The sequence below is a fragment of the Mangrovicoccus ximenensis genome (assembly GCF_003056725.1).
Taxonomy (GTDB): domain Bacteria; phylum Pseudomonadota; class Alphaproteobacteria; order Rhodobacterales; family Rhodobacteraceae; genus Mangrovicoccus; species Mangrovicoccus ximenensis.
In genome coordinates this window covers 13,495-39,405 of record NZ_QBKZ01000003.1, presented here as the reverse complement: position 1 = coordinate 39,405, position 25,911 = coordinate 13,495, and the positions used below count along the sequence as shown (strand labels likewise).

The 25,911-nt window shown below is 64.6% G+C and carries 18 protein-coding genes, 11 pseudogenes and 1 other annotated feature; of the genes and pseudogenes, 11 read left to right on the top strand and 18 right to left on the bottom strand.

Annotated elements, in window-relative coordinates; translation table 11 throughout:
* Nucleotides 1–30 precede the first annotated feature (30 nt).
* On the bottom strand, nt 31–1,542 hold the full coding sequence (locus C7T91_RS31455; protein WP_145962813.1) for a hypothetical protein: 1,512 nt from the start codon (nt 1,540–1,542) through the stop codon (nt 31–33).
* Nucleotides 1,543–1,801: 259 nt separating this feature from the next.
* On the opposite strand from C7T91_RS31455, the gene C7T91_RS08565 reads away from it, so the two are divergent.
* Nucleotides 1,802–2,653 carry a glycosyltransferase family 2 protein gene (locus C7T91_RS08565; protein ID WP_108258890.1) on the top strand — a complete coding sequence of 284 codons (852 nt, stop codon included), beginning with the start codon at nt 1,802–1,804 and terminating at the stop codon, nt 2,651–2,653.
* A gap of 117 nt (nt 2,654–2,770) precedes the next feature.
* Nucleotides 2,771–3,712: a hypothetical protein gene (locus C7T91_RS31450; RefSeq protein WP_145962812.1), complete on the top strand. Its 942-nt coding sequence runs from the start codon at nt 2,771–2,773 to the stop codon at nt 3,710–3,712.
* A 399-nt stretch (nt 3,713–4,111) separates the two neighbouring features.
* On the opposite strand, the gene C7T91_RS08560 is transcribed toward C7T91_RS31450, so the two are convergent.
* The 4 genes and pseudogenes from C7T91_RS08560 to C7T91_RS08550 form a co-directional block, all read right to left on the bottom strand.
* Entirely contained in the window at nt 4,112–4,579 is a 468-nt protein-coding gene (locus C7T91_RS08560; RefSeq protein WP_108258889.1) for a methyltransferase family protein, read from the bottom strand.
* 1 nt (nt 4,580) lies between these two features.
* On the bottom strand, nt 4,581–5,114 hold the full coding sequence (locus C7T91_RS35190; protein ID WP_236638119.1) for a gamma-glutamyl-gamma-aminobutyrate hydrolase family protein: 534 nt from the start codon (nt 5,112–5,114) through the stop codon (nt 4,581–4,583).
* Nucleotides 5,090–5,939: pseudogene (locus tag C7T91_RS35185) on the bottom strand (NAD(P)(+) transhydrogenase (Re/Si-specific) subunit beta); the annotation flags it as partial. The gene C7T91_RS35190 and the pseudogene C7T91_RS35185, both read right to left, overlap by 25 nt.
* A gap of 17 nt (nt 5,940–5,956) precedes the next feature.
* Nucleotides 5,957–7,455, bottom strand: a pseudogene (locus C7T91_RS08550) (Re/Si-specific NAD(P)(+) transhydrogenase subunit alpha).
* Between C7T91_RS08550 and C7T91_RS08545 the strand changes: the two are divergent.
* From C7T91_RS08545 to hemN, 7 genes and pseudogenes are all read left to right on the top strand, one after another.
* A pseudogene (locus C7T91_RS08545) lies at nt 7,414–8,985 on the top strand (DNA translocase FtsK); the annotation flags it as partial. The pseudogenes C7T91_RS08550 and C7T91_RS08545 overlap by 42 nt on opposite strands.
* Nucleotides 8,986–9,153: 168 nt before the next feature.
* Nucleotides 9,154–9,389: pseudogene (locus tag C7T91_RS39220) on the top strand (hypothetical protein); the annotation flags it as partial.
* A gap of 613 nt (nt 9,390–10,002) precedes the next feature.
* Nucleotides 10,003–11,193 (top strand): annotated as a pseudogene (locus tag C7T91_RS08535) (VWA domain-containing protein); the annotation flags it as partial.
* A 1-nt stretch (nt 11,194) separates the two neighbouring features.
* Nucleotides 11,195–11,368: a hypothetical protein gene (locus tag C7T91_RS33405; protein ID WP_201742029.1), complete on the top strand. Its 174-nt coding sequence runs from the start codon at nt 11,195–11,197 to the stop codon at nt 11,366–11,368.
* Entirely contained in the window at nt 11,365–11,583 is a 219-nt protein-coding gene (locus tag C7T91_RS08530) for an NnrT protein (RefSeq protein ID WP_108258887.1), read from the top strand. Before C7T91_RS33405 ends, C7T91_RS08530 begins: the two co-directional genes overlap by 4 nt.
* Complete coding sequence (locus C7T91_RS08525) at nt 11,580–12,272, top strand: NnrU family protein (RefSeq protein WP_108258886.1); 693 nt, start codon at nt 11,580–11,582, stop codon at nt 12,270–12,272. Before C7T91_RS08530 ends, C7T91_RS08525 begins: the two co-directional genes overlap by 4 nt.
* 49 nt (nt 12,273–12,321) lie before the next feature.
* Nucleotides 12,322–13,677: an oxygen-independent coproporphyrinogen III oxidase gene (gene hemN / locus C7T91_RS08520; protein WP_108258955.1), complete on the top strand. Its 1,356-nt coding sequence runs from the start codon at nt 12,322–12,324 to the stop codon at nt 13,675–13,677.
* 54 nt (nt 13,678–13,731) lie between these two features.
* Here the strand turns inward: hemN and C7T91_RS08515 are convergent, their stop codons facing one another.
* From C7T91_RS08515 to nirK, 4 genes are all read right to left on the bottom strand, one after another.
* On the bottom strand, nt 13,732–14,238 hold the full coding sequence (locus C7T91_RS08515; RefSeq protein ID WP_108258885.1) for a DUF2478 domain-containing protein: 507 nt from the start codon (nt 14,236–14,238) through the stop codon (nt 13,732–13,734).
* Between the two features lie 64 nt (nt 14,239–14,302).
* On the bottom strand, nt 14,303–14,923 hold the full coding sequence (locus C7T91_RS08510) for a Crp/Fnr family transcriptional regulator (RefSeq protein WP_161555805.1): 621 nt from the start codon (nt 14,921–14,923) through the stop codon (nt 14,303–14,305).
* Between the two features lie 95 nt (nt 14,924–15,018).
* Nucleotides 15,019–15,825, bottom strand: a complete 807-nt coding sequence (locus C7T91_RS08505) for a formylglycine-generating enzyme family protein (protein WP_236638117.1) — start codon at nt 15,823–15,825, stop codon at nt 15,019–15,021.
* A gap of 85 nt (nt 15,826–15,910) precedes the next feature.
* Nucleotides 15,911–17,059: a copper-containing nitrite reductase gene (nirK, locus tag C7T91_RS08500; RefSeq protein ID WP_108258883.1), complete on the bottom strand. Its 1,149-nt coding sequence runs from the start codon at nt 17,057–17,059 to the stop codon at nt 15,911–15,913.
* A 207-nt stretch (nt 17,060–17,266) separates the two neighbouring features.
* Here nirK and C7T91_RS08495 point away from each other — a divergent pair.
* A pseudogene (locus C7T91_RS08495) lies at nt 17,267–17,470 on the top strand (IS21 family transposase); the annotation flags it as partial.
* A gap of 56 nt (nt 17,471–17,526) precedes the next feature.
* Here the strand turns inward: C7T91_RS08495 and C7T91_RS08490 are convergent.
* A pseudogene (locus C7T91_RS08490) lies at nt 17,527–17,985 on the bottom strand (IS6 family transposase); the annotation flags it as partial.
* Between the two features lie 65 nt (nt 17,986–18,050).
* Between C7T91_RS08490 and C7T91_RS35170 the strand changes: the two are divergent.
* Nucleotides 18,051–18,946, top strand: a pseudogene (locus C7T91_RS35170) (IS5 family transposase); the annotation flags it as partial.
* Here C7T91_RS35170 and C7T91_RS35165 read toward each other — a convergent pair.
* From C7T91_RS35165 to C7T91_RS33400, 8 genes and pseudogenes are all read right to left on the bottom strand, one after another.
* A pseudogene (locus tag C7T91_RS35165) lies at nt 18,877–19,222 on the bottom strand (transposase); the annotation flags it as partial. The pseudogenes C7T91_RS35170 and C7T91_RS35165 sit on opposite strands and share 70 nt — an antisense overlap.
* 252 nt (nt 19,223–19,474) lie before the next feature.
* Nucleotides 19,475–20,875: pseudogene (locus tag C7T91_RS08475) on the bottom strand (IS3 family transposase); the annotation flags it as partial.
* Nucleotides 20,466–20,616, bottom strand: a sequence feature (AL1L pseudoknot). It overlaps the preceding pseudogene by 151 nt.
* A gap of 267 nt (nt 20,876–21,142) precedes the next feature.
* Nucleotides 21,143–21,412 (bottom strand): annotated as a pseudogene (locus tag C7T91_RS08470) (gamma-glutamyl-gamma-aminobutyrate hydrolase family protein); the annotation flags it as partial.
* Nucleotides 21,413–21,613: 201 nt separating this feature from the next.
* Nucleotides 21,614–22,039, bottom strand: a complete 426-nt coding sequence (locus C7T91_RS08465) for a GlcG/HbpS family heme-binding protein (RefSeq protein WP_108258881.1) — start codon at nt 22,037–22,039, stop codon at nt 21,614–21,616.
* A gap of 10 nt (nt 22,040–22,049) precedes the next feature.
* Entirely contained in the window at nt 22,050–24,179 is a 2,130-nt protein-coding gene (locus C7T91_RS08460) for a malate synthase G (RefSeq protein WP_108258880.1), read from the bottom strand.
* 114 nt (nt 24,180–24,293) lie between these two features.
* Nucleotides 24,294–24,434, bottom strand: coding sequence for a DUF2256 domain-containing protein (locus tag C7T91_RS08455; RefSeq protein ID WP_108258879.1), 141 nt, complete (start codon nt 24,432–24,434; stop codon nt 24,294–24,296).
* 42 nt (nt 24,435–24,476) lie between these two features.
* Nucleotides 24,477–25,103 carry a helix-turn-helix transcriptional regulator gene (locus C7T91_RS08450; RefSeq protein WP_236638115.1) on the bottom strand — a complete coding sequence of 209 codons (627 nt, stop codon included), beginning with the start codon at nt 25,101–25,103 and terminating at the stop codon, nt 24,477–24,479.
* Nucleotides 25,030–25,416 (bottom strand): VOC family protein, encoded by a 387-nt coding sequence (locus C7T91_RS33400; protein ID WP_201742047.1) that lies wholly within the window; start codon nt 25,414–25,416, stop codon nt 25,030–25,032. Before C7T91_RS33400 ends, C7T91_RS08450 begins: the two co-directional genes overlap by 74 nt.
* Between the last annotated feature and the right edge of the window lie 495 nt (nt 25,417–25,911).

Below are 25,911 nucleotides of genomic sequence, written 5' to 3'. Positions count from 1 at the left end.
CGAAGCCGACGAGTTCTGCAACAACGCCGTTCATGATTGGAAATTGGTTGATTTTATCCCGAGTCCCTCACGAGCTTCCTTGTTGTTTGGGTTCAGATTGTGTAGCAATTTCCAACTGTTCTCTGCTTCCATTTTAAGTCCTGCTTTGGTTTGGGCTCTTGCAACCAAACAATATGGCCAGCCGTCGTGGCAATACTTCTTTGGGATGTTTTGAATGCTGATCTGCGCGAGATCCCATTCTTTCCGACGCAGTAACTCTCTTATTTTCTCAACATGGAATATATGATGCTTGTAGGCGTCAGGAACGAATCCGAATTCTTCGGTCAATAGGTCGAAAAACTCAACCAGGCTTTTCGAATCTTTGATGCTTTTGCCGAAATTGATCCACTTTTCGATATTCCCGCTCATTTCGTTCTCTTTTGAAGCGGACTTCTTGATCGCTATTTCTTGCACAATTCCGGATAAAATTTTCGAGTTTTCTCGAGAAAAAAAGTGACTTCTCGTTCTTTCGTGAAGGTTTTCATACCCGATGGGTTTTGTGGCTATGCCCGGCGTGTCTCCCTCCAGACTATAGAAGCAAATCTCGCAGATATCGAGTTGGATGTCTCCTAGGCCAGAGTGGGAATTCGAGTAACGTGAAGAAATCGATTTCGCCGATGCCTCGGGATGAATTGATATGCCGCAAAACTTCACTCCCAAGGGAAAAGGGATGAATGTCAGCAAGAAATCTTTTTTCATATGCCTGGATAGATATAGCTTTATTTCGGCCTGATTGTCGGACGAGTGAAGCCTGATGACTCCATTTGTTGTGCCTATATTGATATAAGCTCCGGTCGTGTAATTGGCATTGAATTGTACAAGGTCGCCTTCGCGAATGCGGGCAAAACGAGCGGATAGGGCGCTGCTTCTAGCTTCAATTTTCTTAAAGTTCGAGAAGGCATGGTCGTCCTGGTTTATTGATGAGAAAATTGAGGTCTTGGGCGCTGTCGTAATGTACTTGCCGGTCGGTATATTTCCGGTATCCGGTAAGTTTGCGGCGATGGATCGTGCAATTTGCCTCGCTAGGCGTCGTTCTGGGTGAGCTTCATGGTCTTCGTAAAGAAGTCTGTAATCTACTCCAAAACGCTCAGATGTTTCGAGAACAAGATCACGAATATCGACAAAAATCCCACCATTCTTCCTGCAAAGCTCCTGATGCCTCATAAATGTCTTGCTAGGGGTGAGGACATTTGGGGAAATGCAGAATCCTACCACAATTAATGCTGTCTTCTGAGATATTTCAAAGAAAATTCTATCGAGAATTTCAGCGGTACTATTGAAGTCGTCTGTGTCTTCAATCAAATATTCGTCATTTGGAATGGCGTCAAAGAACACTGCGTCGTATTTGGAGAAGTCTAGGTTGGCATGCGCGGAGAATCTGGTTGATGGAGACATTCCAACAGACATATTTTCGACATTTTTCTCCCCTAGAATATCTACTAAACCTTGAACCCATCCATTTTTCATTAATGAGTTTGACGTGCCGAAGATTAATACGGGCATTTCTGGTTTCCGTTGTTGTGTCAAGTATTGGTGGCGCAGCTATTCTGGTTTTAACTTGGGCATTATTGTCATTGTCAATGGGTGACTTGGTTGGATGGAAAGCTGTTGACGTCTTGTGTGCTGCTTTCCTTCAATAACGTCGGCCTGCGACAACGAGCGCGCAGGGTAGGCCTTGCGATGGTCAGATGCACGCAATAAACTTTCGGCGGCAAGATGCGCACATTGTTTGCGCTGTTAGCGAATTTCGTGGGAATGAAAGATGAAGACCAAGAATGTAGCGGCTATTACAATGGCATACGGAGAGCCGTTTATTTCTAAGTGGGTCGAATATTACTCGCAGCAGTTTGGGGCGAGGAACGTTTTCGTGATATCCCACGGAGAATCCGATTTTCATGACAAGGTTTGTTCTAATGTAAACCATATTACGGTTCCGAGGGTGATCGATGGAAGCCTTGCTGTACATAGAGCTCGATTGATGTCGCATTTTGCAAATGCATTTCTGGAAACGCACCAGTGTATTCTTGTTAGCGATGTTGACGAGCTCGTTGCTGTTGACCCTGATCTGAATGTTTCTCTTGAAGAGTACTTGCTCGAAAGAGAATCAGGTGCATCCGCTCCCCTCGGCTTCAATGTTTTCCGTGAAGATCCTGAAATGGCGCTTGATTGGAGTTTGCCTGTTCTGCAACAGGCCAGCCTTCTCAAATTTCATCATGATTTCTGCAAGCCCGTACTGCGTTGGGAAGCTGCGCAGCATTCTATGGGGGGGCATGCACTAATGAATAAGAAGTTTGAAGTCGATCCCAATCTTTATCTCTTCCATTTGAAGTTTGCTGATGCTGGGGCTCACGAGCATTTTAATGAGCTTGCGAAGGAAGTTAAGGACCTCTCCGATAGAAAGTCGATGCATCATTGGGTTACTGGAAGTGATTTTGTAAATGATCGTGTGCACACGTGGAAAGAAAACGTGCAGGACGATCTGTCCCCAAAGGATGGAGCCGAAGGATGCTATGAAGTTGTTCCATTTGGGACAAATGGGATCGGAGCTAAGGTGAAGAATGTTGGGGGTTCTAAGCCTTTTATACTTCAGGAGAAGTATAGAAACTTGGTCTAGGCTCTGCCGTCGATTTCTGCGTTGCATGGCGTTTATCTTTCCGGATGAGATCGTGCCTGCGAATTTTTATTGTAGGCGCGCCTCAGTAATGTTGCAATATTTCGGGTTTGGTCCGCAATGAACGATGAAGTCTCCACAAGGTTTCCGCCGCATATTGCATTAGGAAGTGATGGCTCATTGCTCCTGGTTGGAGGTAGGCATAATGTACTATCGCTTTTTTCAGGAAGGCAGGATGTTTCGAGCGAGTCTGTCAGGGCTTTCCGGGAAAACAATCAAACCCGGCGCGAATTTTGTATTCAGAACAAGATATCTTATCGCATGGTTGTGTTTCCGGATAAGATCGTGCCTTTTGCGGCCGAGGTTCCTGGGGGGCATCAGATCAGTTCCATCTACGATCTCCATTATAAGCACAAAGATTTGTCCGACGACGTCCTGTATCTTGATGTTGAGAAAAAGCATTATGCGGTAACAGATACGCACTTTTCGCCAGTTGGAATGGCAGTGTCTACCTTGCAAACCCTCGAAGGTATTATACCAGGTGACCTGCGGAGTTTTCACGCGACGTGTCGTGAACACCTTAAGCCAGAGCCGGAATTTTTTGGCGATCTAGGGGTGCAATGTATGCCTCCGATTTCCGAAAGAACTCATCGGTTAAAGGGACTGGCACGGGGGCGGTATGGCACTAATGGACTTGTTGCGGGGAATTACGGGATTATTGACCTGAATATTAATGAGGATTCGGTGACCGATAAAACATTGTTGATATTTGGGGACTCTTTTTTTCGGCAGATATTCCCTTGCTTAACGCATTTCTTTAGAAAGATAATGTTTTTGAGAACGCGGTACTTTCATTATGAGTTGGTGTCTGCGGTTTCTCCAGATGTAATACTTTGCGGTTCAGCTGAGCGATATTTGTCAGAAGTGGAAGAAGATTCGCTTCGACCGCATTTTTTAGCTGCGCCGATGTTACAAGGTAGGTCAATTCAGCCAACTGAAAGATTTGCGGAGCTATGGAGCGAAATTATTGATAGTCGCGAATTAGCTCGGGTTGGGTTTTGACCTTGCAGTCGAAACCCGGGCCTAGAGGATATCCGTAGTGCGGCCATAGCCGTGTGCTCGCGTCCATGGTTGCCTGCTCCGGGCTCCGGTATCCAAGGCTGCACTTTTGCGTAGTCTCTGCGGGCCTGCTTTGTAAGCCTGCTGACCGGTAATGTGTCCAATTGGCGGAAATGCGGACGACGTGTCGCGTATGATGGCGCGACACGCGGGGCACCCAAGTTCGACGTCAAAATCGATAAGCAATTGACAACCAAAAACCCAAGTCTCAATGCAAGTCTCCCGTCCTGGATTTCCCTGTGCCTGCACGTCCCCCGGCAGGCGATCACGCCGTCGCTACCACGGGACGCCGCGCGGTCACAGGGCTGCCATGGTCGCGGGCAACCGCATCGGACCGGGACTTCAGGCCCAGCGGCGGGTGCGGGCGCAGTAATCCTCGAAGGCGCGGCCGAACGTTTCGCGCAGCCGCGCTTCCTCGGGCTCGACGAAGCGGTCGGTCAGGATCCAGAAGAAGAGCGGCACCAGAGGCAGGCTCCACCACGCGCCCCAGAACAGGCAGAAGCCCGCGAGGATCAGCAGGTCGCCCAGATAGATCGGGTTGCGCGACCGGCGGAAGATGCCCGACTGCACCAGAATTGCGGGCACCTGGTGCGGCAGGACCGTGGTCTTCTGGCGGCGCATCTCGTCGATGGCCAGAACGGCAAGCAAAATGCCGCCGCCGACCAGCAGCCCGGCCATGAGCTGCACGACAGACCCGCCATCGCCGGGCCAGGGAAAGAGGCGCGACTGGGACCAGGCGAGGCTGAGGCAGCCCGCGAGCCAGACCGGCGGGATGTCCACCGCCTCGCGCAGCGACGCGAAGGGGCCCATCTCAGGCGGATTTCTGCGGCAGCCGGCCGCGCGAGACCGCCCAGTCGCGCACCGCGCAGCCGAACCCCTCGAAGAGCGGGCGGGAGACCGGGTCGTTGCCGGCATTCCATTCGGGATGCCACTGCACCGACAGGGTGAAGCCCGGCGCGTCGCGGACATAGATCGCCTCGGGCGTCGAATCCTCGGCACGGCCGTCGATCACGATGCGCGGGCCGGGCTGGTTGATCCCCTGCCCGTGCAGCGTGTTGGTCAGCACGCGCTGCGCGCCCATCAGCCGGTGGAAGACGCCGCCCTTGGTGAAATCGACGTAATGGCGCAGCTCGAATTTCTCCTCCAGCGTGCCGTCGGGCGGCATGCGGTGGTTCATCCGGCCCGGCAAGTCGCGGATCTCCGGATGCAGCGAGCCGCCCATCGCGACATTCACTTCCTGGAAGCCGCGGCAGATGCCGAGGATCGGCTGGCCGCGCTCGACGCAGGCGCGGATCAGCGGCAGCGCGATCGCGTCGCGGGGAAGGACCGGTTCATCGCCTTGCACATGATGTAGGACAGGATCGCGCCCGACGAGCCGACCAGCGCGCCCACCACGATCAGGAGGTCGTTCGACAGCGAGAAGCCGATCGCCGCCGCGGCCCAGCCCGAGTAGGAGGTGAGCATCGAGACCACCGCGGGCCTGTCGGCCCCCCCGACCCCCATGATCAGGTGATAGCCGATGACCAGCGCGCAGAGCGTCATCGCGAAGAGCGGCAGGAACCCGCCGGTGCCNCATGTACCACGCCAGGCACAGAACCGAGACTGCCGCCGCGGCCGCGTTCAGCAGATGCCCGCCGGGCAGCTTCTTCGCCTTGCCGTCGACCTTCCCCGCGAGCTTGCCGAAGGCGATCACCGAGCCGGTGAAGGTCACCGCGCCGATGAACACGCCGAGGAACAGCTCGACCTTCAGGATGCCGATCTCGACCGGGGTCTTGTGCGCCACCAGCTCGGCGAAGACGCCCGAGACGGCGCCCGCCGCCTCATGCGCGCCGGCCGCCAGGCCGATGGTGAAATGCGCGTTGTAGCCGACGAAGACCGCCGCCAGGCCGACCAGCGAATGCATCGCCGCCACCAGCTGCGGCATCTCGGTCATCTGCACGCGCTTGGCGACCACCATGCCGATGGCGCCGCCCGCCGCGACCAGCACCAGCGAGAGCCACCACAGCCCCGCGCCGGGGCCGGCCAGCGTGGCCAGAACGGCCAGCGCCATGCCGGCAATGCCGTACCAGACCGCGCGCTTGGCGCTTTCCTGGCCCGAGAGCCCCCCGAGCGAGAGGATGAACAGGACGGCCGCGACCACATAGGCCGCCGTCGTGAAACCGAATTCCANTGTCTGCTGTCTCCGGTTCAGGATTTCTGGAACATGGCGAGCATCCGGCGCGTCACCATGAAGCCGCCGAAAATGTTGATCCCGGCCATGAAGACCGACACCGCCGCGAGCAGGATCACCAGGACGCTGGAGNGACCCGATCTGCATCAGCGCGCCGAGGATGATGATCGAGGAGAGCGCGTTGGTCACCGCCATCAAGGGCGTGTGAAGCGAATGCGCGACGTTCCAGATCACCTGGAAGCCGACGAAGACCGCCAGCACGAAGACGATGAAATGCTGCATGAAGCTCGCCGGCGCGATCAGCCCGAGCCCGAGGATCAGCACCGCCATCGCCGCGAGCAGCCCGACCTGGCTGCGGGTCTGCGCCTTGAAGGCCGCCGTCTCGGCCGCGCGCTTCTCCTCGGGGGTCGGCTCCTTGGCCTTCTCCTTCGGCTTCTGCGCGGCGATCGCGGCGACTTTCGGCGGCGGCGGCGGGAAGGTGATCTCGCCCGCGCGCGCCACGGTCGCGCCGCGGATCACGTCGTCCTCCATGTCATGCACGACCGCGCCGTCCTTCTCCGGCGTCAGGTCGGTCATCATGTGGCGGATGTTGGTGGCATAGAGCGTCGAGCTCTGCGCCGCCATCCGGCTGGGGAAGTCGGTGTAGCCCACCACCACCACGCCGTTCTCGGTGACGATGCGCTCGTCCTTGACGGTCAGCTCGCAGTTGCCGCCGCGCTCGGCCGCCAGGTCGACGATCACCGAGCCGGGCTTCATCGCATCGACCATGTCGGCGGTCCACAGCACCGGCGCCGGGCGGCCCGGGATCAGCGCGGTGGTGATGACGATGTCGACATCGGGCGCCAGCTCGCGGAACTTCTTCAGCTGCGCCTCGCGGAAGTCCGGGCTCGAGGGCGCCGCATAGCCGCCCGTCGCCGCGCCGTCCTGCGCCGCTTCCTCGAAATCGAGATAGACGAATTCCGCGCCCATCGACTCGATCTGCTCGGCCACTTCCGGGCGCACGTCGAAGGCCAGCGTGATCGCCCCCAGAGACGTCGCCGTGCCGATCGCGGCCAACCCCGCGACCCCTGCGCCGACGATCAGCACCTTCGCCGGGGGCACCTTGCCCGCCGCCGTCACCTGGCCGGTGAAGAACCGGCCGAAATTGGCGCCCGCCTCGATCACCGCGCGGTAGCCCGCGATGTTCGCCATCGACGACAGCGCGTCCATCTTCTGCGCGCGGCTGATCCGCGGCACCATGTCCATCGCCACCACGGTGGCGCCGGTCGCCCGCGCCTGCTCCAGAAGCTCGGCATTCTGCGCCGGCCAGAAGAACGAGATCAGCGNTGTGCCGCGGCTCCAGCAGCGCGATCTCCGCCTCCGAGGGCGGCTGCACCTTGGCGATCACGTCGGCGGCGGCGAAGACCGCGGCGGCGTCCTTGGCGATCTCGGCCCCGGCCGCTTCATAGGCGGCATCCGGGAACCCCAGCCCGCGCCGAAGCCTTCGGCGCGCGCGCAGGCCGAGGCGCTGCCGGATTTCCCCGGCGTGCCGGAGGAGGGCTATGCCCCGCCGCCGCTGGCGCTGCTGACCGACCCGGCGACCGTGGAGAAGCACTATCTCTCCGACGAGGCGCTGCAGGAAAACGCGCGGATGCTGGAAACCGTGCTCGACGATTACGGGGTGAAGGGCGACATCGTCTCGGTGCGTCCGGGCCCCGTCGTCACCATGTACGAGCTGGAACCGGCGCCGGGCCTCAAGGCCAGCCGGGTGATCGGGCTTGCCGATGACATCGCCCGCTCGATGTCGGCGCTTTCCGCGCGGGTCTCGACCGTGCCGGGGCGCACGGTGATCGGGATCGAACTGCCCAACGACCACCGCGAGATGGTGCTCCTGCGCGAGATCCTCGCTTCCACCGATTTCGACGACGGCAAGGCGCGCCTGCCGCTGGCGCTCGGCAAGGATATCGGCGGCCGCCCGATCGTCGCGAACCTCGCCAAGATGCCCCACCTGCTGATCGCGGGCACCACCGGCTCGGGGAAATCCGTCGCGATCAACACGATGATCCTGTCGCTGCTCTACAAGCTTTCGCCGGAAGAGTGCCGCCTGATCATGATCGACCCGAAGATGCTGGAACTCTCCGTCTATGACGGCATCCCGCATCTGCTGTCCCCCGTGGTCACCGACCCCAAGAAGGCGGTCGTCGCGCTGAAATGGGTCGTCGGCGAGATGGAGGACCGCTACCGCAAGATGTCCAAGATGGGCGTGCGCAACATCGAGGGCTACAACGGCCGCGTCGCCGACGCGCTGGCCAAGGGCGAGCTCTTCACCCGCACGGTCCAGACCGGCTTCGACGACGAGACCGGCGATCCGGTTTTCGAGACCGAGGAAATCCAGCCGGTCAAGCTGCCCTTCATCGTGGTGATCGTCGACGAGATGGCCGACCTGATGATGGTGGCGGGCAAGGAGATCGAGGCCTGCATCCAGCGTCTGGCGCAGATGGCCCGCGCCTCCGGCATCCACATCATCATGGCGACGCAGCGTCCCTCGGTCGACGTGATCACCGGCACGATCAAGGCCAACTTCCCGACCCGGATCTCCTTCCAGGTGACCTCCAAGGTCGACAGCCGCACGATCCTGGGCGAGATGGGCGCCGAACAGCTGCTCGGCATGGGCGACATGCTCTACATGGCCGGCGGCGCCAAGATCACCCGCGTCCACGGTCCCTTCGCCTCCGACGAGGAAGTCGAGGAAGTGGTCACCTATCTCAAGGCCTATGGTCCGCCGGAATATGTCAACACCGTGCTAGAGGGCCCGGATGACGAGGCCGCGCCCGATATCGACGCGGTGCTCGGCCTCGGCGGCAACACCACCGGCGAGGACGCGCTCTACGACAAGGCGGTGCAGATCGTCATCAAGGACCGCAAGTGCTCGACCTCCTACATCCAGCGCAAGCTTGGCATCGGCTACAACAAGGCCGCGCGGCTCGTCGAGCAGATGGAGGAAGAGGGCCTCGTCTCCCAGGCCAACCACGTGGGCAAGCGCGAAATTCTCGTTCCCGAACAGTGACGCCGGCGGCGGCAGCGCCGCTCGGCGCTGCCCGCCATGCCCCGTTCCGGGGGCCGCCCCGGGAAAGCGCGCAGAACGGCACAGCCGCAAGCACGGCGCCGCCAAGCGCCGGGCTCGCCGTCGCCATCGTTGCCCGGACCGATGGCGCAAGCGACGGCAACGCCTGCGACACCNGCCTGCCATGATGCCATCGCGGCCCGCGGAGCAGCAGCGGTTCGTCGGGCAAAAGGTCCCCCGGAGCTTTTGCTGAACCTCCTCACTTCCGCCCCGCCGCAACGCGAGGCCATGGAAGCCGGACACGGCGGGAGCCCGGGCGCGCACCGAGGTCCTGAGAACGCCGAAGCATNCTCGGCCGGGCGCTCCGGCGGAACCGGAGCGGCTTCCGCCGCCGCAGCAGGGTCGAGATATGAGCCGGACCGGGAAAAGGTCCGGGGGACCTTTTCCCCGGCGATTGAATGCCCTGCGTGCAGCAGCTCGGCCAGCGGCCGATGTCCGTTCGGCATCGGCCCCGGACGGATGGCAGCGCGATGCGCCCGGACCGACGGCGCTTGCCGCTCATTCCTCAACCGCTTCGCTGCCCTCGGCATCCCGGTCACCGTGGCAAAGGGACAAGTGTGTCCGGGGGAAGGGGACCTGCCGTCGCCAGCCGATTTGCGCAACAGCGCCGCTCTTCTCCACCAATTTCGGGGCGATCATCTTCTCCGCCTGCATGGTCTATCTCGCCTCCGGCGCCTGGCGTACGCTGATCTGTTCCGAGCGGCGGCGGCTGCGCTTCGGGCTCGGCATCGGCGCGACGCTGGCCTTCCCGGCCGCGGTTTTCCTGCAGCTCTTCTCGCCGACGCTGTTCCGCTATCTCGAGACCGGCACCGAGACCGCGCTGGCCGAGGCGGCGCGGACCTGGGCCGGACCGGTGCCGCTGGAAATCCTGCGGGTCGATGCCGAGGCGAATCGGGCCGAGATCTGGGCGCTGGTCGACCTGCCCGCCGGGGCCCGGGACCGGCGGGCCACGCGTCCGGCGGACGGGCGGCCGCCGACCAGGCAGAGGCACCCGCCCCGGCCATGGCGGTCCCGGCCCGGAAGGACGCCCGGCGCGAGGATCGCGACCAGGCCAACCGCCGCGACAGCTTCATCATCCACCGGTTCGAAACCATCATGTCCTGGGCAGAGAGCCTGAACCTCAACCGCATGGTCGATGACGACGACCAGGACAACGCCGCCAAGGCCGCGGAGGACCAGGACCACCTGACCCTGTCTCAGACCGTCAAGCGGGCGGCGACCCGGCTGCGCCTGTCGCTGGACCTGTCGCCGCAGGAGGCCGAGCTGGAGCGGCTTGCCGGCAAGTTCACCTATCCCGAATGGAACCGCCGCACCGGATCCTACCTGCCCGCCCATGTCCGCGTCCTGGAGACCGAGGCGGCGCCCCGCGCCGGCTACGAGCCCGACCCGCGCCTCGTCGAGCGCGTAAAGCGCCAGTTCGCCCCGCTGCATCCCAGGCGCGTGATCCTGCCCCGGCAGATCGACGGCGACGACCTCGACCTCGATGCGGTCGTGACCTCGCGCAGCGACATCGCCTGCGGGCGCGAGGGCAGCGACCGCGTCTGGCAGTCAAACCGCCCGATGGTGCGCGACCTGTCGGTCGCCATCCTGATGGACTGCTCGCGCTCGACCGAGGCAGCCATCGGGGACAGCTCGGTGATCGAGGTCGCCCGCGAAGCGCTGGCCGCGCTGGCCGGCGGCATCGGCACGGCCGGTGACCGGCTGGGCGTCTGGGGCTTTTCCTCGCTGCGCCGCGACCGGGTCTTCCTGCACCGCTGCAAGAGCTTCGGCGACCCCGTCACGCCCGACGTGACCGCCCGGATCGGCGGGCTGATGCCGGGCCATTACACCCGGCTGGGCGCCGCGATCCGCCATGTCTCGGCGCAGCTGGCCGAGGAAGGCGCCAGCCGCAGGCTCTTGCTGGTGCTCACGGACGGCAAGCCGAACGACCTGGACCATTACGAGGGCCAGCACGGCATCGAGGACAGCCGCATGGCAGTGCGCGAGGCCCGCGCCCTCGGCCAGTCCGTGCATGGCGTGATCGTGGACCAGGACGGGCAGGACTGGTTCGCGCGCATTTTCGGCCGGGCGGGCTTCACCCTGCTGCCCCATCCCGGGCGGCTGCCCCGCGCCCTGCCCGAGATCTACCAGACCCTGACCATGGAGAGATGACATGACCCGCATCCTTGCCCTCGCGCTGACCCTTCCGCTCCCGGCCATGGCCGAGACCTTCGAGCGCCCGATCCCCCAGCCGCAGACAGACACGGCCGAATTCTGGTTCCTGATCGGGTCCATCGCCCTCGTCGTCGCGCTGGCCGCGGTGCAGATCCTGGTGAGCCGCAGATGAAACCGTCCTGGAAGCTGCTGGCCGGGCTCTACCCGTTCGGGGCCGGTGCCATGGGGGTGAACCTGTTCTTCGCCTCGCTCATCGGCTCCTGGCTGGGCTGGCCGGTGCTGACCCCCTGGCAGGCCGCTGCCGGTGGGCTGGCGATCGGCCTGCCCGCGACCTGGGCCTTCGCCTGCCATTTAGAACGGCTGATGAAGGAGGCCGACGACCCATGACCGGCTGGACCGAATTCGCGCTGGCGCTGGCCCTGTTCGCCGGCAGCCATTTTCTGTCCCGGATCGGCGGGCTGCGGGGCATGCTGATCGGCATGGCCGGACGGCGCGCGTATTTCGCTGCCTACGGCGTGATGTCCGTTGCCCTGCTGGTCTGGGTGATCTCGGCGGCGCTGCGCGCGCCCTATGCGGAGCTCTGGCCACAGCTGCCCTGGATGCGCTGGATCCCGAACATCGCGATGCCTGCCGCAGTGGTCCTGGCCTCCTGCGGGTTCCGGCTGCGCCAGCCCTTCACGCTGGGCGCGCGGCGGTGCGCGGCGTTCGACCCCCACGATCCGGGCTTCGCCGCCATTTCCCGCCACCCGCTGCTCCTGGCCCTCGGCCTCTGGGCCGGAGCGCATCTCGTCCCAAACGGCGATGTGGCAATGGCGGTCCTGTTCGGCAGCTTCCTCGTCATGGCCGCCGCCGCGATCCCGGCCTTCGACGCGAAGGCGCGCCGCGTGCTGGGCGGAGAGGCCGGGGCGTTCTTCGGCTGCACCTCCATCCTGTCGCTTAAACCCTTGGTGCACCGGGGCTGGCTGCGCCGGAACGGCCGGGCAACGGCTCCGCGCGCCCTCGTGGGCCTGCTTCTGTGGGTGGTTCTCCTGCACCTGCACGGGCCGGTCATCGGCGCATCGCCTTTCCCGCTGTAATTTGATCCGGAGCAAAGTCCGGCCGCCGGAAAACCAGCATATGGGGCGCATGAAACAGATCGACCGCCTCAGAAGCCTCGGCCTCTTCGACGCCCGGGTGCCCCGATATACCTCCTATCCCACCGCCCCGGTCTTCTTGCCGGCGATCGGCGCCGCGCATCAGGCCGAGGCCCTGGCCTCGCTCGACCCGTCCGACCCGGTGTCCGTCTACATCCACATCCCGTTCTGCGAGCGGCTATGCTGGTTCTGTGCCTGCCGGACGCAGGGCACGCAGACGCTAGCCCCGGTCGAAAGCTACATCGCGACGCTGGAGCAGGAGCTGGCGCTTCTGGCAGACGTCCTGCCCAGCGGGCTGCGGATGGGCCGCATGCACTGGGGCGGCGGCACGCCCACCATCCTGCCCCCCGCGCTGATCCACCGCCTGGCGCAGGCGGTGAAGGCGCTGATCCCGCCGGCGGAGGACTGCGAGTTCTCGGTGGAGATCGACCCGACCATGGTGGACCGCGGCAAGATCCGCGCGCTGGCGGCCGAGGGCATGAACCGGGCCAGCATCGGCATCCAGGACTTCGACCCGCTGGTGCAGCAGGCCATCGGGCGCCTGCAGCCCTTCGAGGTGACCCGTGCCTGCGTCGAAGACCTGCGCGATGCCGGGATAAGGTCGCTGAATGCCGATCTGGTCTATGGCCTGCCGCACCAGGATGCCGCCCGGCTGAACGACACCTTGGCGAAGGTGCTGGAGCTGGCGCCCGACCGCATCGCGCTCTTCGGCTATGCGCATGTGCCGTGGATGTCCAAGCGGCAGAAGCTGATCGACGAGACCGTCCTGCCGAAGGAGCTGGAGCGTTTCCAGCTGGCGGAGCTGGCCGCCCGGCGCTTCCGCGAAGCCGGGTTCGAGAGCATCGGCATCGACCATTTCGCCCGGCCCGGGGACGGGCTGGCCGCCGCTGCCGCCACCGGCCGCCTGCGCCGCAATTTCCAGGGCTATGTCGATGACGGCTGTGCCACGCTGATCGGTCTCGGCGCCTCGTCAATCTCCAGGCTGCCGACGGGCTTCATCCAGAACGCCGCGGCCACGCCCGCCTATGTCCAGCGCATCGAGGCCGGGCAGCTTGCCGGAGCCCGCGGCCACATGATGAGCGGCGAAGACCTGCTCAGGGCCCGGGCCATCGAGATGATCATGTGCGGTTTCAGCCTCGACCTGGCGGAGCTGCGGGCGGCCTTCGGGCCCGAAGCCGACCGGCTGCGACCCGAGATGCAGGCGCTGGCCAGGCGGTTCGGAGATTTTGTCTCGCTCTCCGGGGACCGGCTGACAATCCTGCCAGAGGGCCGTGCCCTGACCCGGATCGCCGCGAAGGCCTTCGATGCCCACAGCCCGGACGGGGCCCGCTACAGCCAGGCCTCCTGACACGCTCCGGGACAGCCGCAGGGCTGTCCCGCCGACTGGACCGGAGCCGGCCTGTCAGGGTGCCAGAACCGACATCGCCCAATCGTGCAGTGCATCCGGATCCGGCGCGAGGCGGGTTTCCAACCCGCCGGCAAAGGAGGCGAACCCGTCCAGGTTGCGCGGGTTGACCGCGGTCAGCACCGGAACGCCGCGCTCTGCCGCGGAGGCTAGCACCGGGCAGAACCCGCGCCCCGCGCATTCATGCGCCCCGAACTTGTTGAGGATCAGCAGGTCGGCCCCATAGGCCAGCGCCCCGGTCACGGCCATGGCTGCCGCCTCGAGCGAGCCCGGATCAAGCCGGCAGCCCCGCGAGCCGCCGCCGAGCTTCTGCGAGATCCCGATTTCCGGCCCCGACGGCAGCACGGAAAGGTCCATGTCGCAGGGGTGGTCCCCGCCGGAGGGCGCGCGCGACTGCACGAGCCCGGCCACGACCCGCCCCTCGGCCGCCAGGCGCGCGGCGAGATCCGCCAGCAGCCTGTCCGACAGGCCCCGCGTTTCGGAAAGCAAGTAGGCAATTGTCATATGGTCTTCCGTTTCCCGTTCTCCGCCTGTTTGGCCCGGCGCGGCGATGGCGGCAACCCGGCGCTCATGCGCATTTCCTGCCCGCAAAGCCGCAGAAATCGGCAAGCGCCTGGACATCGTCGATCCAGGCGATCTCGCGGTCGACGCGAACGCCGCGGCTCCGGAGGCGCTTGATGGCCCGCGACAGGCTCTCCGGGGAAATGCCGATCTGTCCGGCAATCAGCAGCTTGCCATAGGGGAGGTGCACCGCGCAGGCGCCCGTCTGCCCGGGCGGTGCCAGCGCCAGGAGAAACTGGGCCATGCGCTGCGCGCCGTTCAGGACCTTCAGCGTCTCGACCTGATGCAGCAATTCCCGCAGGTGCACGAGCGTGCTGCCCATGACCGCCTCGCGTGTCCGGGGACATTCGTCCATCAGCTGGCGGATCCGCTGCGCGGGAAGCTGCAGCACCTCGCAGGGAGAGACAGCCTGCGCATCGGCAAGATAGCCGTCGATCTTCAGGATCGCGGTATCCCCGACACTCTGGCCGGGCCCGCAGACATTGATGACCGCTTCGGTCCCGGAAGCCGTCACGCGGAACAGTTTGATCCACCCCGCGAGAACGATGAACAGGTAGTCCGGCGCGGCACCCGCGGCAAAAACTACCTCGCCGCGGGCGAAGCTGCGCGCGGTGCCATGGCCCAGCATATCCTCCGCCAGGGCATCTGGCAGATTTCCGGCAAGGGAGCCCCGCCGGGCAAGCCGTCTGTGTGCGTCTTTCATGTTTCCCTCTCTGGCTCCGGTCAGGCCGCGCCGCCGGCGCGGCGGCCCCGCACCAAACGGAAGCCCAGATGATCGGGCGGCAGGCCCACGGCGCAGCCGCCCACGCTGGCATCGCGCACGAAATCGATCACGGCGGCCCGGTGGAGCCCCCCGGCAATGCGGACGCCGCAATAGGATTCGGTCTCCGCGATGGTGCCGTCAGCCTCCAGCTCTCCGTTGACGAAGCACCCTTCGGTCCATTCCCAGACATTGCCTGCCATGTCCGCAAGCCCGAGCGCGTTCTCGCCAAAGGCACCAGCGGGCTGCAGCCGGGCCGTGACGGTTCCGCGAAGCCGGAGCCCGTGCTCGTAGCGCGTCAGCATGCGCTCCCCGGGATCGAGCTCCTCCGGATCCGCGTCCGTTTCGCCCCAACGCTCGGCGGCGGCAAGCTGCCATTCGGCATCGGTGGGAAGGCGCCAGACCTGACCGGTCCGGTCCGAATACCAAGCGGCAAAGGCCGTCGCATCCAGCCAGTTCACCTGGGTCTGGGGCCAGGCCCCGCCGGTCGCCGACACGGCCTGGCAACCGCCTTCCTCCACGCAGGCCGCGTATTGCGCCCGCGACACTTGGTATTTCATGATCTCGAACCCCGGCACGGCCACGATTTCCGGCCGCGGGGTCCGCGCCTTTCCCCGATGCGAGAAATTGCCGAGCGGCGTCCAGGTGATCTGCCCTGCCGGCACCGGCACCGTTTCGACCGGCGCAAAGGGCAGGGTCCGGTCCGGCAGGGACAGGACCGCTGCCAGGCCAAGGCCCGCCGCCACGCTGGCCAGGACAAGCGCCTTCATCTCCGTGCACTCCTGTCGCCGGGACCACGGCCGCATCCAGGCGGCCGCGGAAGGTTCCGGATTTTGCCCCGCCGCCAGGGACGGATCATGGCAGGGCCGTCTTTCCCTCGTAGGCCGCGTTGTATTCGACCGGCGCCTGCACCTGCTCCATCAGGTCGTTGTTCCAGTCGCCCTCCACGACGACATGCGCCGTCGCCCCGAGATTCACCGCCTCGATCAGGTTGTGGTTCACGTAGGCATAGACCCCCGGCTGCAGGAATTCGTAGATCGCCGCCCCGGCGGACCCGCCTCGGATGAACCAGGTTTCCAGGTCGCGCTCCGGCGGGTTGGCGAACTTGCCGGTTTCCCATACCAAGTCGCCATGCCCGCCAATCAGGTGCGGACGGGTGTCGCGGTTGGCCTGGCTGTGCACGAACAGGACCTTTTCCCCCTGCTCGGCATGCAGCGCGTTGTCGCCGGTGAGCGAGCCGACCTTGCCGTTGAACACGACATGGCTGGGGATCAGCCCGTTCATGACCTCGAGCGTGTCGGGATAGCTTTCGCCCGGATCCGCGAACCTCTTGAAATCTCCGTTCTCGTCCTTGGGGATATAGAAGTCGCTTTCGCCAATGTAGAAGACGCGGTCGTAGCGAACCGGGTTGCCCTCGTGATCCTTCAGCCCGTCCCGCGGCAGGACCATGATCGCACCGGACATGCCGCTGACCACGTGCCATGGGATCATCGGGCCGCCGGGCGCGCAGTGATAGACGAATGTGCCCGCGCGGGTGGCCTTGAAGCGCAGCGTGGTCTTCTCACCGGGATTCACCAAGGTGAGCGACCCGCCGCCAAGCGCACCGGTCGCCGCGTGGAAATCGATGTTGTGCTGCATCATGTTCTCGGGCGAATTGAACAGTGTCAGCTCCACGTAATCGCCTTCATGCACCACCATGAGCGGTCCGGGGATCGACCCGTTGAAGGTCATCGCCTGCAGATATGCTCCGTCGTCTACCTCGACCTCCTTCTCGACAATCTGCATCTCGAACTCGACCACGCGCGGCTTTGTCGGCGCTTCCTGTTCATGCGCGTGCACCATGGGCGGACGCACCAGCTTGCGCTTGATGCGCTCCAGGCTCGACAGGTCCGCGGATTTCGCCATGGAGGTGTCCATGATTTCCTCGGCTTTCGCGGCCTTGATGAGGACAGGCAGCGAGGCCATGCCTGCCGCGCCCATGAGAGCGGCTCTTCGGGTCAGCATGTATAAGTTCCTCTCAAGTTTGTCTCGCGAGGACTCTATTCCGACGCCGGGTTCTCGGACTTTGCGGAAACGCAACCTTCTGTGGAACGTGAGAACGGCGGTGAGAAAGTCGACGACGGTAGCGGCGGGATGAGCCCGCTGCGGGCGGCGTAAAAGTCGTCCACCTTTACCCTTTCTGGCGGCAGGGAGGGCGGGAGGATTTTCACCGTGGATTTGTATCGGAAGGTTCACCTGCCTTGTTCAGAAGGCATGAGCCAGCGCGAGGCTGCGTGTCAGTTTGGGATTTCCCGCGACAGCGTTCGGAAGATGTTGGCGTTCTCGGTTCCGCCTGGATACCGGCGGACTGCGCCGGTGAAGCGGCCGAAGCTGGATGGGTTCACCGAGATCATCAATGGCTGGCTGGAAGGGGATTGCGGGAGTTGTCACGTTAACGCGCATGCGCTGGCAAGATGGTATTCCGCAACGGTTCAGGCGATGTCGGCTGCCGATTTCCAGGCATCGAAGGCTTCCATCCGATGGTAGCGGATTGCCAGGGCATTCCGGCGGGGCGGGAACGGAGAGAAGCTGTTGCGGATGGCGGAGTGGATGGAGACGAAACGTTGCAGGGCGACGGGTGATCGGTACCCCTGCATGGTGCGCTCCCGCTTCCGAAATGGAAGATGGCAATTCTCGGCCCGGTTGTTCAGCCCCTTGTGGGACCAGTGGCCGAAGCCCGGCGCAACCTCGCGCTTCGCTGCGCCGTCGGAGCGGTGCTTGTCGGCGACGATCCGCTTCGGGACAACTCCGCTCCGTTTCAACAGAGCAACCAGAAGCCGTTTCGCGGCTACCTTGTCGCGTCTCGCCTGGAGAAGCTCGTCGAGCACGACGCCATGCTGAACGACAGCGCGCCAGAGCCAGAAGGATTTGCCCGCGATTTTCACCGTAAGCGGGCGTTGTTGCACAAAGAGGCTCCGGGATTTACTTTGTAAATTCAATGCAGTAGAGGACTTGCATGAGCAGACCGCCGAAGCCGACCTACAAGACCACCAACTGGCCCGCATAGCGAGCCGTTGCGCGCCACCGGTCCGAGCGCAGCGGCGAGCGAGGCGCTGAAGCAGAGAGGGTCGCTTACCGTCTGGTTCGATCCCTCGATGCAATGGGACGCGGTGCCGTCCGGGCGTCGCGGCCGGCAACGGGCCTATAGCGAATGAGGAGGATCAGGAATTGATCCGGGGGATCAATTCCCCGACGAATGCAATCCAGGCCTTCCTGACCTTCAAGGTCCTTCTCGGACTGCCGCTCCGCCAGGGTGAGCCAGCGAGGCGCCATCAGTCCGAGCCCGCTGGCGAACGGCTTCATGGCGAGCCTACTGGAACTGTCCGGGCTCGACTGGTCCGTGCCGGACTTCAGCACCCTGTCACGCCGCCAGAGTGAGACGGGACCGTGGCGCCAGTGGCGCCGCGAAAGCCCGTCGAACCCTGGATGTCACCATCCCGTATCGCGGCTCCAAGGGGCGCTTCACCTGCCAGTGGACAGCACCGGCATCAAGGTGGAGGGGGAAGGCGAGTGGCACACCCGCAAGCATGGCGGCTCGAAACGGCGCGTTCGCGGGTCCGCTCGGACCGGTGGCGCGGCCCGCTCACGGCGCAAGATCCACCTCGGAATCGACGAGGAAACATTGGAGGTCCGGGCCATCGAGGTCACGTCCAGCAATGTCGGCGATGCGCCGATGCTGCAGGACCTGCTCGCCCAGATCCCGGCGGACGAAGAGATCGCCACCGTCACGGCCGACGGCGCCATGACACGCGCGGCTGCCATGATGCCATTGCGGCCCGTGGCGCGGCGGCGGTTCGCCGCCGGCACAGCGCCGCATGGCCGGGCACGGGCCAGACCAGCCCGGCCATCTCGATCAGGCTTGCGACCAGGCCGACGGTCCGGCGGAGCGGGACCTTCAGCGTGAGACAGATCCGGATCGCATTCGCCGGGGACAGGATCCCCCGGATCATGTCCTGGCCCTCCCCGTTCGGAGAAGGTCCCGGGGTCGCCGCGCTTGCCGCTTCGGTCTGCCTGCTGGGACATGTCCGGATCGAACCGGATGGACAACGATCCTCGCCGCTTCAGCGAAGCGTTATAGGCAGCCCAGTTCGTCGTGCGGTAGCGGGAGGTGGCAGGCCATCGAACCAAACATCGGAATTCCCGAAATGAATCCCTCTCGCCGATATGTGCAGCAAGGCCCCTTCCATGAGGCAATCCGGCATGCGCGCCGACGGAAGCCCATCCGGAGCGGCGCTTCCAATGACCGGATCGGCATCCCCGTCCCGGTGCGGGCCGTGCCGCGCGGCGTCCCGCGGGCACGGGGCTTGGCGGCCATCCCGGCGCGGCACCGGGGCATCCACACACGCCCCGGGTCTGTCGGAGGCCGGATTGCGATAGTTGCGCGGCCATGTCGTCGGGTTCCAGAGCGGCGTAGAAGTTTGCCTCGGCTTCCGCGGGCGGGATACTCCCGATCGGCTCGAGCAGCCGGCGGTTGTTGAACCAGTCCACCCATTCGAGCGTCGCATATTCGGCTGCCTCGAAGTTGCGCCACGGACCACGACGGTGGATGACCTCGGCCTTGCAGAGACCGTTGATCGTCTCCGCCAAGGCGTTCTGCGCCTTCGGATGATCCCCCGGATCATCCGATCCGCTGGCGCGGACCAGCTTGAACTCGTAGCTGTCACCGATGCTCCCGACCGACGGTTCGATACCCGCTTCCGCCAGCCGCTCCGTGTATTTGATGGACAGGTACTGGAACCGCGGTCGCTGTGATGGACCAGCCCCATCCCTTTTGCCGGACGGCGATCGTGGACCGCCTGTTCGAGGGCCCGGCATGGGCAGTTGTGCTGACCCGCCAGCCGACGATCTTCCTGGCGCAGGCATCGATCAGCGAGCCATTGCGGCGCCATTGGTTCGAGCCCAATGGCGAGCGGCCACGCAGGCAAATCCCTTCCGAGCGGCGACATAGGCGAAGTCGCCCACCTGTTGCCCGGCAGGTGATTGCATGCAATCACCGGGAGGGCAGAGCATGTTCGGCGCGGGTGCCCGGAACTTCCGGTTCACCTTGTCCAAGGGGCACGGCGCTTTCTTGTCCGGGATCGTCGTCCGGCATGGCTTGCCGCGGATAACCCATTGAATTCCTATCTCTTTCATCAGGCGCGCCACGGTGCAGCGCGCGACAGAGAAACCCTCCCTGCCGAGCTGGCGCCAGACCTTGCGCACTCCGTAGACCTTGTAGTTCTGCTCCCAGCCGCGTTCGATCTCGGGTCGCAGGACTGCGTCTCGCCGGGCACGATCAGACAGCCGGGCCGGATCGGAGCGCTTCGCCAGGTGATCGCAGTAGGTGCCCTCCCGGCAGAATTGCTGCGCAATTCGCCTGCCGGGTAACAGATGGGGCGATCGGCAGGACCCTGCAGATCGGCCTCAGCCATCGGGCCCGGACCGACGGCGCCTCGATGGCTGAGCCCCATGTTGTCCGCGGTGGGCATCGATGAACGCGATCATCGTTTCAGTGGGCGGTCGAGCTCCGCCATCGCAAAGCCGGTCCGCCGCGCCACCGGTCCGAGCGGCAGATCGGCGCGCCGCCTTGCGCAGGACCTCGTTCGCCGGGGAAACCGTCCCCCGGAGGGTTTCCTGATCCCCCTCAGCCTGGCGCAGCTCGCGGTTCTCGCGCTCCAGCACCTTCAGCCGCGCCGCGACGTCGGCCGGAATGCCCGCCCGCCTGCCGCTGTCGGCGTCCGCCTTCTTGACCCGCTGGTTCAGCGTGTGTGCCGGGCAGCCGATCTTTGCCGAGATCGACATGACGGCCTGCCAGCGGGAGCCGTGCCGGCCCTCCCTCAGCCATTGGGCTCGAACCAATGGCGCCTAAATGGCTTCGATCCAGCACCAGCCTCACGGCGCGGTCCCGGACCTCAGGGGAAAACTTGTTCGTGGTCTTGCTCATCGTGGCTTCACTCTACTTGCGAGTCAAAGCCTCCGACATACCCGCGGCGGTTCATGGCCGCGAAGCTCGGCCTCGCCATTGCCGTCCGGAGCTGCCCATCGCGGCGTCCCCGGTCCCGGCCCGATGGCCCGGTCGAAATCGCCATGCGCCGCGGTCGGCGCCTCGCCGTATTCCTCCGGATGGACATTGGGCCGGCCGCCGGTGAACAGGAATCCGTCGCAGGCATCGAGCAGCTCGGGCACCGAGACCAACCGCGGATCGGCCGGGATCAGGAGCGGCATCGCCCCGCAGACCTCGGAAACCGCAAGGGAATTATGCGTGCCGCCGGCATGGGCCGGGTACTGGTCGTTGATCAGGTGGCTGTTTCCGATGATACCGACGACTGGACGCGACATGGGACCCTCTCTTTCCTCGCAACCGAGATAGCCTCCCCTGCCCGCCCCGTCGAGGGTGCAGGGGCGCACAGGTCCGGTGCCACCTATCCAAGCCGAAAAAATGTGCCGAAAATCTCGCCTTGAAGGAATAATATCCGCTGAACGGCAAAGGGCCGCGGAAAATCCGCGGCCCTCCTGGCATCATTGCGCAGGCGNCGGGANTCAGGCCTTGCCCGAAAGCCCTGCCGCCGCGATGCCCGCCATGGCGGCTTCGGCATCGTTGTCGGAGGTATCGCCGGTCACGCCGACCGCGCCGATCACCTGGCCGCCGGCCTCTACCAGCACGCCGCCCGGAACCGGGACGACCGCGCCGCCGAAGACGCCGTTCACGGCGTTCATGAAATAGGCCTGCGACTCGGCGCGGGCCATCTGGGCGGAACCCGGCATGCCCAGCATCACCGCGCCATAGGCCTTGCCATGGGCGATCGCGAAGCGGCCCGGCGCGGCGCCGTCCTGGCGCTCGAAGGCCTTCACATGGCCGCCGGCATCCAGCACGACGACGGAGAGCGGTTTCAGCCCCAGTTCGGCGCCCTTCTCGAGCGCCTTGGAGATGATGGTGCGGGCCTGATCCAGCGTGATTTCAGTCATCAGTCGTTCCTCAGCTTGCAGCTTTCAGTTCCAGGCGGCGGGCATGCAGCACCGGCTCGGTATAGCCCGAGGGCTGGACGCGGCCCTTGAAGACCAGGTCGCAGGCCGCCTTGAAGGCGATGGTGTCGAAGGACGGCGCCATGTCGATATAGGCCGGATCGCCCGCATTCTGCGCGTCGACCTTCTCGGCCATGCGCTTCATGGCGTCCATGGTCTGCTCTTCGCCGATGATGCCGTGATAGAGCCAGTTGGCCAGCGCCTGGCTCGAGATCCGGCAGGTCGCGCGGTCCTCCATCAGGCCGACATCGTGGTAGTCCGGCACTTTCGAGCAGCCGACGCCCTGGTCGACCCAGCGGACCACGTAGCCGAGAATGCCCTGGGCGTTGTTCTCGATCTCGATGGTCACTTCCTCCTCGGAGAGGTTCATGCCCTCCATCAGCGGGATGGTGATCAGGTCCGCAAGCGAGCCGCGCGCGCCGCCGGCCGCGATCTCGTCCTGGCGGGCGAAGACATCGACCAGGTGGTAATGCGTGGCATGCAGCGTCGCCGCGGTCGGGCTCGGCACCCAGGCGGTGGTGGCGCCGGATTTCGGATGGCCGATCTTGGCCTCCAGCATCGCCGCCATCAGGTCGGGCATGGCCCACATGCCCTTGCCGATCTGCGCCTTGCCCTTCAGCCCGCAGGCGAGGCCGATATCGACGTTGCGGTCCTCGTAGGAAAGGATCCAGGGCTGGGTCTTCATCTGCCCCTTGGGCAGCATCGGACCGGCCTCCATGGAGGTGTGGATCTCGTCGCCGGTGCGGTCGAGGAAGCCGGTGTTGATGAAGGCGACGCGGGCCTTTGCGGCGCGGATGCATTCCTTCAGGTTGACCGAGGTGCGGCGCTCCTCGTCCATGATGCCGAGCTTGACGGTGTTCTTCGGCAGGCCGAGCGCGGATTCCACCAGGTCGAAGATCTCGACGGCGAAGGCGACTTCCTCCGGGCCGTGCATCTTCGGCTTCACCACGTAGACGGAATCGTGGACCGAGTTGCCGCCCTCGCGCGCCAGGTCGTGCATCGCGATCATCACGGTGCAGAGCGCGTCAAGGAGGCCCTCGCCGATCTCGCGGCCTTCGGCATCGAGCACCGCAGGCGTGGTCATCAGGTGGCCCACGTTGCGCACCAGCATCAGCGAGCGGCCCTTGAGGATCTTCGCCTCGCCGTTTGCGGTGGTGTAGCTGATGTCATGGGCCAGCGACCGGGTGAAGGTCTTGCCGTTCTTGGTGACCTCCTCGGTCAGGTCGCCCTTCATCAGGCCGAGCCAGACGCGGTAGGCCAGCGCCTTGTCGGGACCGTCCACGGCGGCGACGGAGTCCTCGCAGTCCATGATGGTCGAGACCGCCGATTCGAGGATCACGTCGGAAATCCCGGCCGGATCGGTCTTGCCGATCGGGCTGTCCGCGTCGATGACTACGCGGATATGCAGGCCGTTGACGGTCAGAAGCACCGATTTCGGCGCCTCCATGCTGCCGGTATAGCCCGCGAATTGCGCGTTGTCCTTCAGCGCCGGAACCAGGCCCGTGCCTTCGACATGCAGCTTGCCGACATCCGCCCAGGAGCCGTCTGCCAGCGGCACGACCTTGTCGAGATGCGCCTTCGCCCAGGCCACCACCTCGGCGCCGCGCGCGGCATCGAAACCGCCTGCGGGGGGCGTCGAGCCCATCGCATCGGTGCCGTAGAGCGCGTCATAGAGGCTGCCCCAGCGCGCATTCGCGGCGTTGAGCGCATAGCGTGCGTTCATGATCGGCACCACCAGCTGCGGGCCGGGCACCGAGGAGAATTCCGGATCGGTCTTCGCGGTCTCGATGGTGAAATCATCGCCCTCGGGGACGAGGTAGCCGATCTCGCGCAGGAAGGCCTCGTAGGCAGCGGCGTCATGCGGCTGGCCCTTGCGCGCCTTGTGCCATTCGTCGATCTGCGCCTGGATGCTCTCGCGCTTTTCCAGCAGCGCCCGGTTCTTCGGGCCGAGCTCGTTCACCAGCTTGGCCAGCGTGTCCCAGAAGACATGCGCCGCGACGCCGACGCCCGGAAGCGCCTCCGTCTCGATGAAGCTTGCCAGTTCCGGGTCGACCTGCAACCCGCTTTTCACCACACGATCCATGACCGCCTCCTGTTCGTCGACTCGTGCCCTAAGGCTCGCGGAAGTCTGTGACATGGCAAGGGCAAAGCTTTCCACCGGGCAGGAAAAGCTTTTCCGCGATGCGGAAACCTCGTCTCAGCGCGCCCGACGGCAACGGTCCGAGCAATAGCGGACCTCATCCCAGACCCTGGCCCATTTCTTCCGCCAGGAGAACGGCCGCCCGCAGGCGGCGCAGGTTTTCCGCGGAAGATCGGCCTTTTTCACTGCCTTCGCCATGCCGCACCTCCTGAACCGCAGGTAGGAGCCGCGCGGCCGCTGTCATCCCCGCAGATGCTTTCCCATGAGGACGAACTCGGCCAGCGTCTTGCCCATCCCCTCGCGGAACGGCCCCGCGGAAGCCAGCGTGCCGATCCGGCCGGGCCGGAAGACGCGGAAATCGCCGCGCAGCTCGCCCCAGGCGACCAGCCTCCGGACCTTTCCCCGGAAATGCGGCCACAAGGGCCGCAGGATCCGCACGGTCCCGGCGCCTTCCCGTCGGCACAGCCGATCTCCGGCCGCTCCTTTGCCTGCACCGCCTGCTCGATCCAGTCGAGCCGGCGGTGCCAGTTCGGGCGCCATTGCCGGAGCGGCGGACTGCACGGCGGAGATCTTGCGCAGCGCGTTCTCGGCGCCAGCCGCCATCTCTGCCCCTCCCCGGAACCGGATCAGCCGCGCACCGGCGACCAGCGCGGCGATCTCGCTTTCGGTGAACATCAGGGGCGGCAGGCGATAGCCTCCGGCGATGACACAACCGTTGCCCGCTTCGCCCTCGACCGGCACGCCCGAGGCCTGCAGATCGGCGATGTCGCGGCAGATCAGTCCGAGACCTCCATCAGCGCGGCGGTGATGCCGAACAGGCGGCCACCTCGAACAGCCCGATGCGGTCGCCGTCCGGATCGGCGACATGCGTGTAGCGCCCCGGCGGGACCATGACCGGCGCGCCCAGAACCCGGCCGCCTGCGGTTTCGACACGGTCCGCCGCTGCCCCGATGCTGCCATCGGCGGCAAGGAATATCACCGTTCCGGTTCCCGCCATGCCCGGTTCGCCCGCTAAGAGATTTGCGGGGACGCCGTGCCCCTCGGCAGCAAAGGCGGCGACGCGGCTGCCGCCCATCTCCGTCACCGCCAGCGTGCTGCCTGCGGCGGCCCGGCAGAAGGCAATGGCGGCATCGAGGTTGCGGACCGGAATCCCGGCCCAGACGTTGAAATCGGCAGGCATGAAGCTCTTGGGGGTGTGCTTTCCCGTTCGCGTTGACGGGACGCCATTCCCACGCCCCTCCTGACAGCGTGCCGTCACGACCGCCCTCCTCCCCGTCACCGGAACGGCGCAGCCCGCGAGACGCGGCACGCACTTCACCGAGGTCGACCCCGTATTTCCCTGCGATCTCCGCCGCCGGATCGTCGGAACCTTCTTCAAGGCAATGCCGGCAGACCTGTGCCGCCGCTTCGCGGGCCCTGGGCTCCGACGCCTCGGGGTCGCGCGCGGAGCCGTGACGGACGCCCACGTGTTCCGGCCTCACGCCGCCACCCGCCGGCAGGATCACGAGCCAGTCCTGTCTGCGGCGGTGCGGCGGCCCCTCCCGGCCTTCTGCGGCAAGCGGCTCACGGCGCGTCCTTCTTCCGCAACGCCGGCGGACCCGGGGAATGGCGCAACTGCCCTCGGCGAGCTCTTCCATCCGGGTCTCCTCCTTCCGTTGCCTCCGCAAGTGCAGGC

What these genes read in the sequence shown, in the direction of transcription:
- C7T91_RS31450 (WP_145962812.1), top strand. Translation starts at nt 2,771, where the DNA reads ATGAACGATGAAGTCTCCACAAGGTTTCCGCCGCATATTGCATTAGGA.
- C7T91_RS08515 (WP_108258885.1), bottom strand. Translation starts at nt 14,238, where the DNA reads ATGACAATTGCCTACTTGCTTTCCGAAACGCGGGGCCTGTCGGACAGG.
- C7T91_RS08465 (WP_108258881.1), bottom strand. Translation starts at nt 22,039, where the DNA reads ATGACTGAAATCACGCTGGATCAGGCCCGCACCATCATCTCCAAGGCG.
- C7T91_RS08460 (WP_108258880.1), bottom strand. Translation starts at nt 24,179, where the DNA reads ATGGATCGTGTGGTGAAAAGCGGGTTGCAGGTCGACCCGGAACTGGCA.
- nirK (WP_108258883.1), bottom strand. Translation starts at nt 17,059, where the DNA reads ATGCTGACCCGAAGAGCCGCTCTCATGGGCGCGGCAGGCATGGCCTCG.
- C7T91_RS31455 (WP_145962813.1), bottom strand. Translation starts at nt 1,542, where the DNA reads ATGCCCGTATTAATCTTCGGCACGTCAAACTCATTAATGAAAAATGGA.
- C7T91_RS08565 (WP_108258890.1), top strand. Translation starts at nt 1,802, where the DNA reads ATGAAGACCAAGAATGTAGCGGCTATTACAATGGCATACGGAGAGCCG.
- hemN (WP_108258955.1), top strand. Translation starts at nt 12,322, where the DNA reads ATGAAACAGATCGACCGCCTCAGAAGCCTCGGCCTCTTCGACGCCCGG.
- C7T91_RS08450 (WP_236638115.1), bottom strand. Translation starts at nt 25,103, where the DNA reads ATGTCGCCGATCCGGACGGCGACCGCATCGGGCTGTTCGAGGTGGCCG.
- C7T91_RS08505 (WP_236638117.1), bottom strand. Translation starts at nt 15,825, where the DNA reads ATGAAGGCGCTTGTCCTGGCCAGCGTGGCGGCGGGCCTTGGCCTGGCA.
- C7T91_RS33400 (WP_201742047.1), bottom strand. Translation starts at nt 25,416, where the DNA reads ATGCCTGCCGATTTCAACGTCTGGGCCGGGATTCCGGTCCGCAACCTC.
- C7T91_RS08525 (WP_108258886.1), top strand. Translation starts at nt 11,580, where the DNA reads ATGACCGGCTGGACCGAATTCGCGCTGGCGCTGGCCCTGTTCGCCGGC.
- C7T91_RS08530 (WP_108258887.1), top strand. Translation starts at nt 11,365, where the DNA reads ATGAAACCGTCCTGGAAGCTGCTGGCCGGGCTCTACCCGTTCGGGGCC.
- C7T91_RS33405 (WP_201742029.1), top strand. Translation starts at nt 11,195, where the DNA reads ATGACCCGCATCCTTGCCCTCGCGCTGACCCTTCCGCTCCCGGCCATG.
- C7T91_RS08560 (WP_108258889.1), bottom strand. Translation starts at nt 4,579, where the DNA reads ATGGGCCCCTTCGCGTCGCTGCGCGAGGCGGTGGACATCCCGCCGGTC.
- C7T91_RS08510 (WP_161555805.1), bottom strand. Translation starts at nt 14,923, where the DNA reads ATGCTGGGCCATGGCACCGCGCGCAGCTTCGCCCGCGGCGAGGTAGTT.
- C7T91_RS08455 (WP_108258879.1), bottom strand. Translation starts at nt 24,434, where the DNA reads ATGGCGAAGGCAGTGAAAAAGGCCGATCTTCCGCGGAAAACCTGCGCC.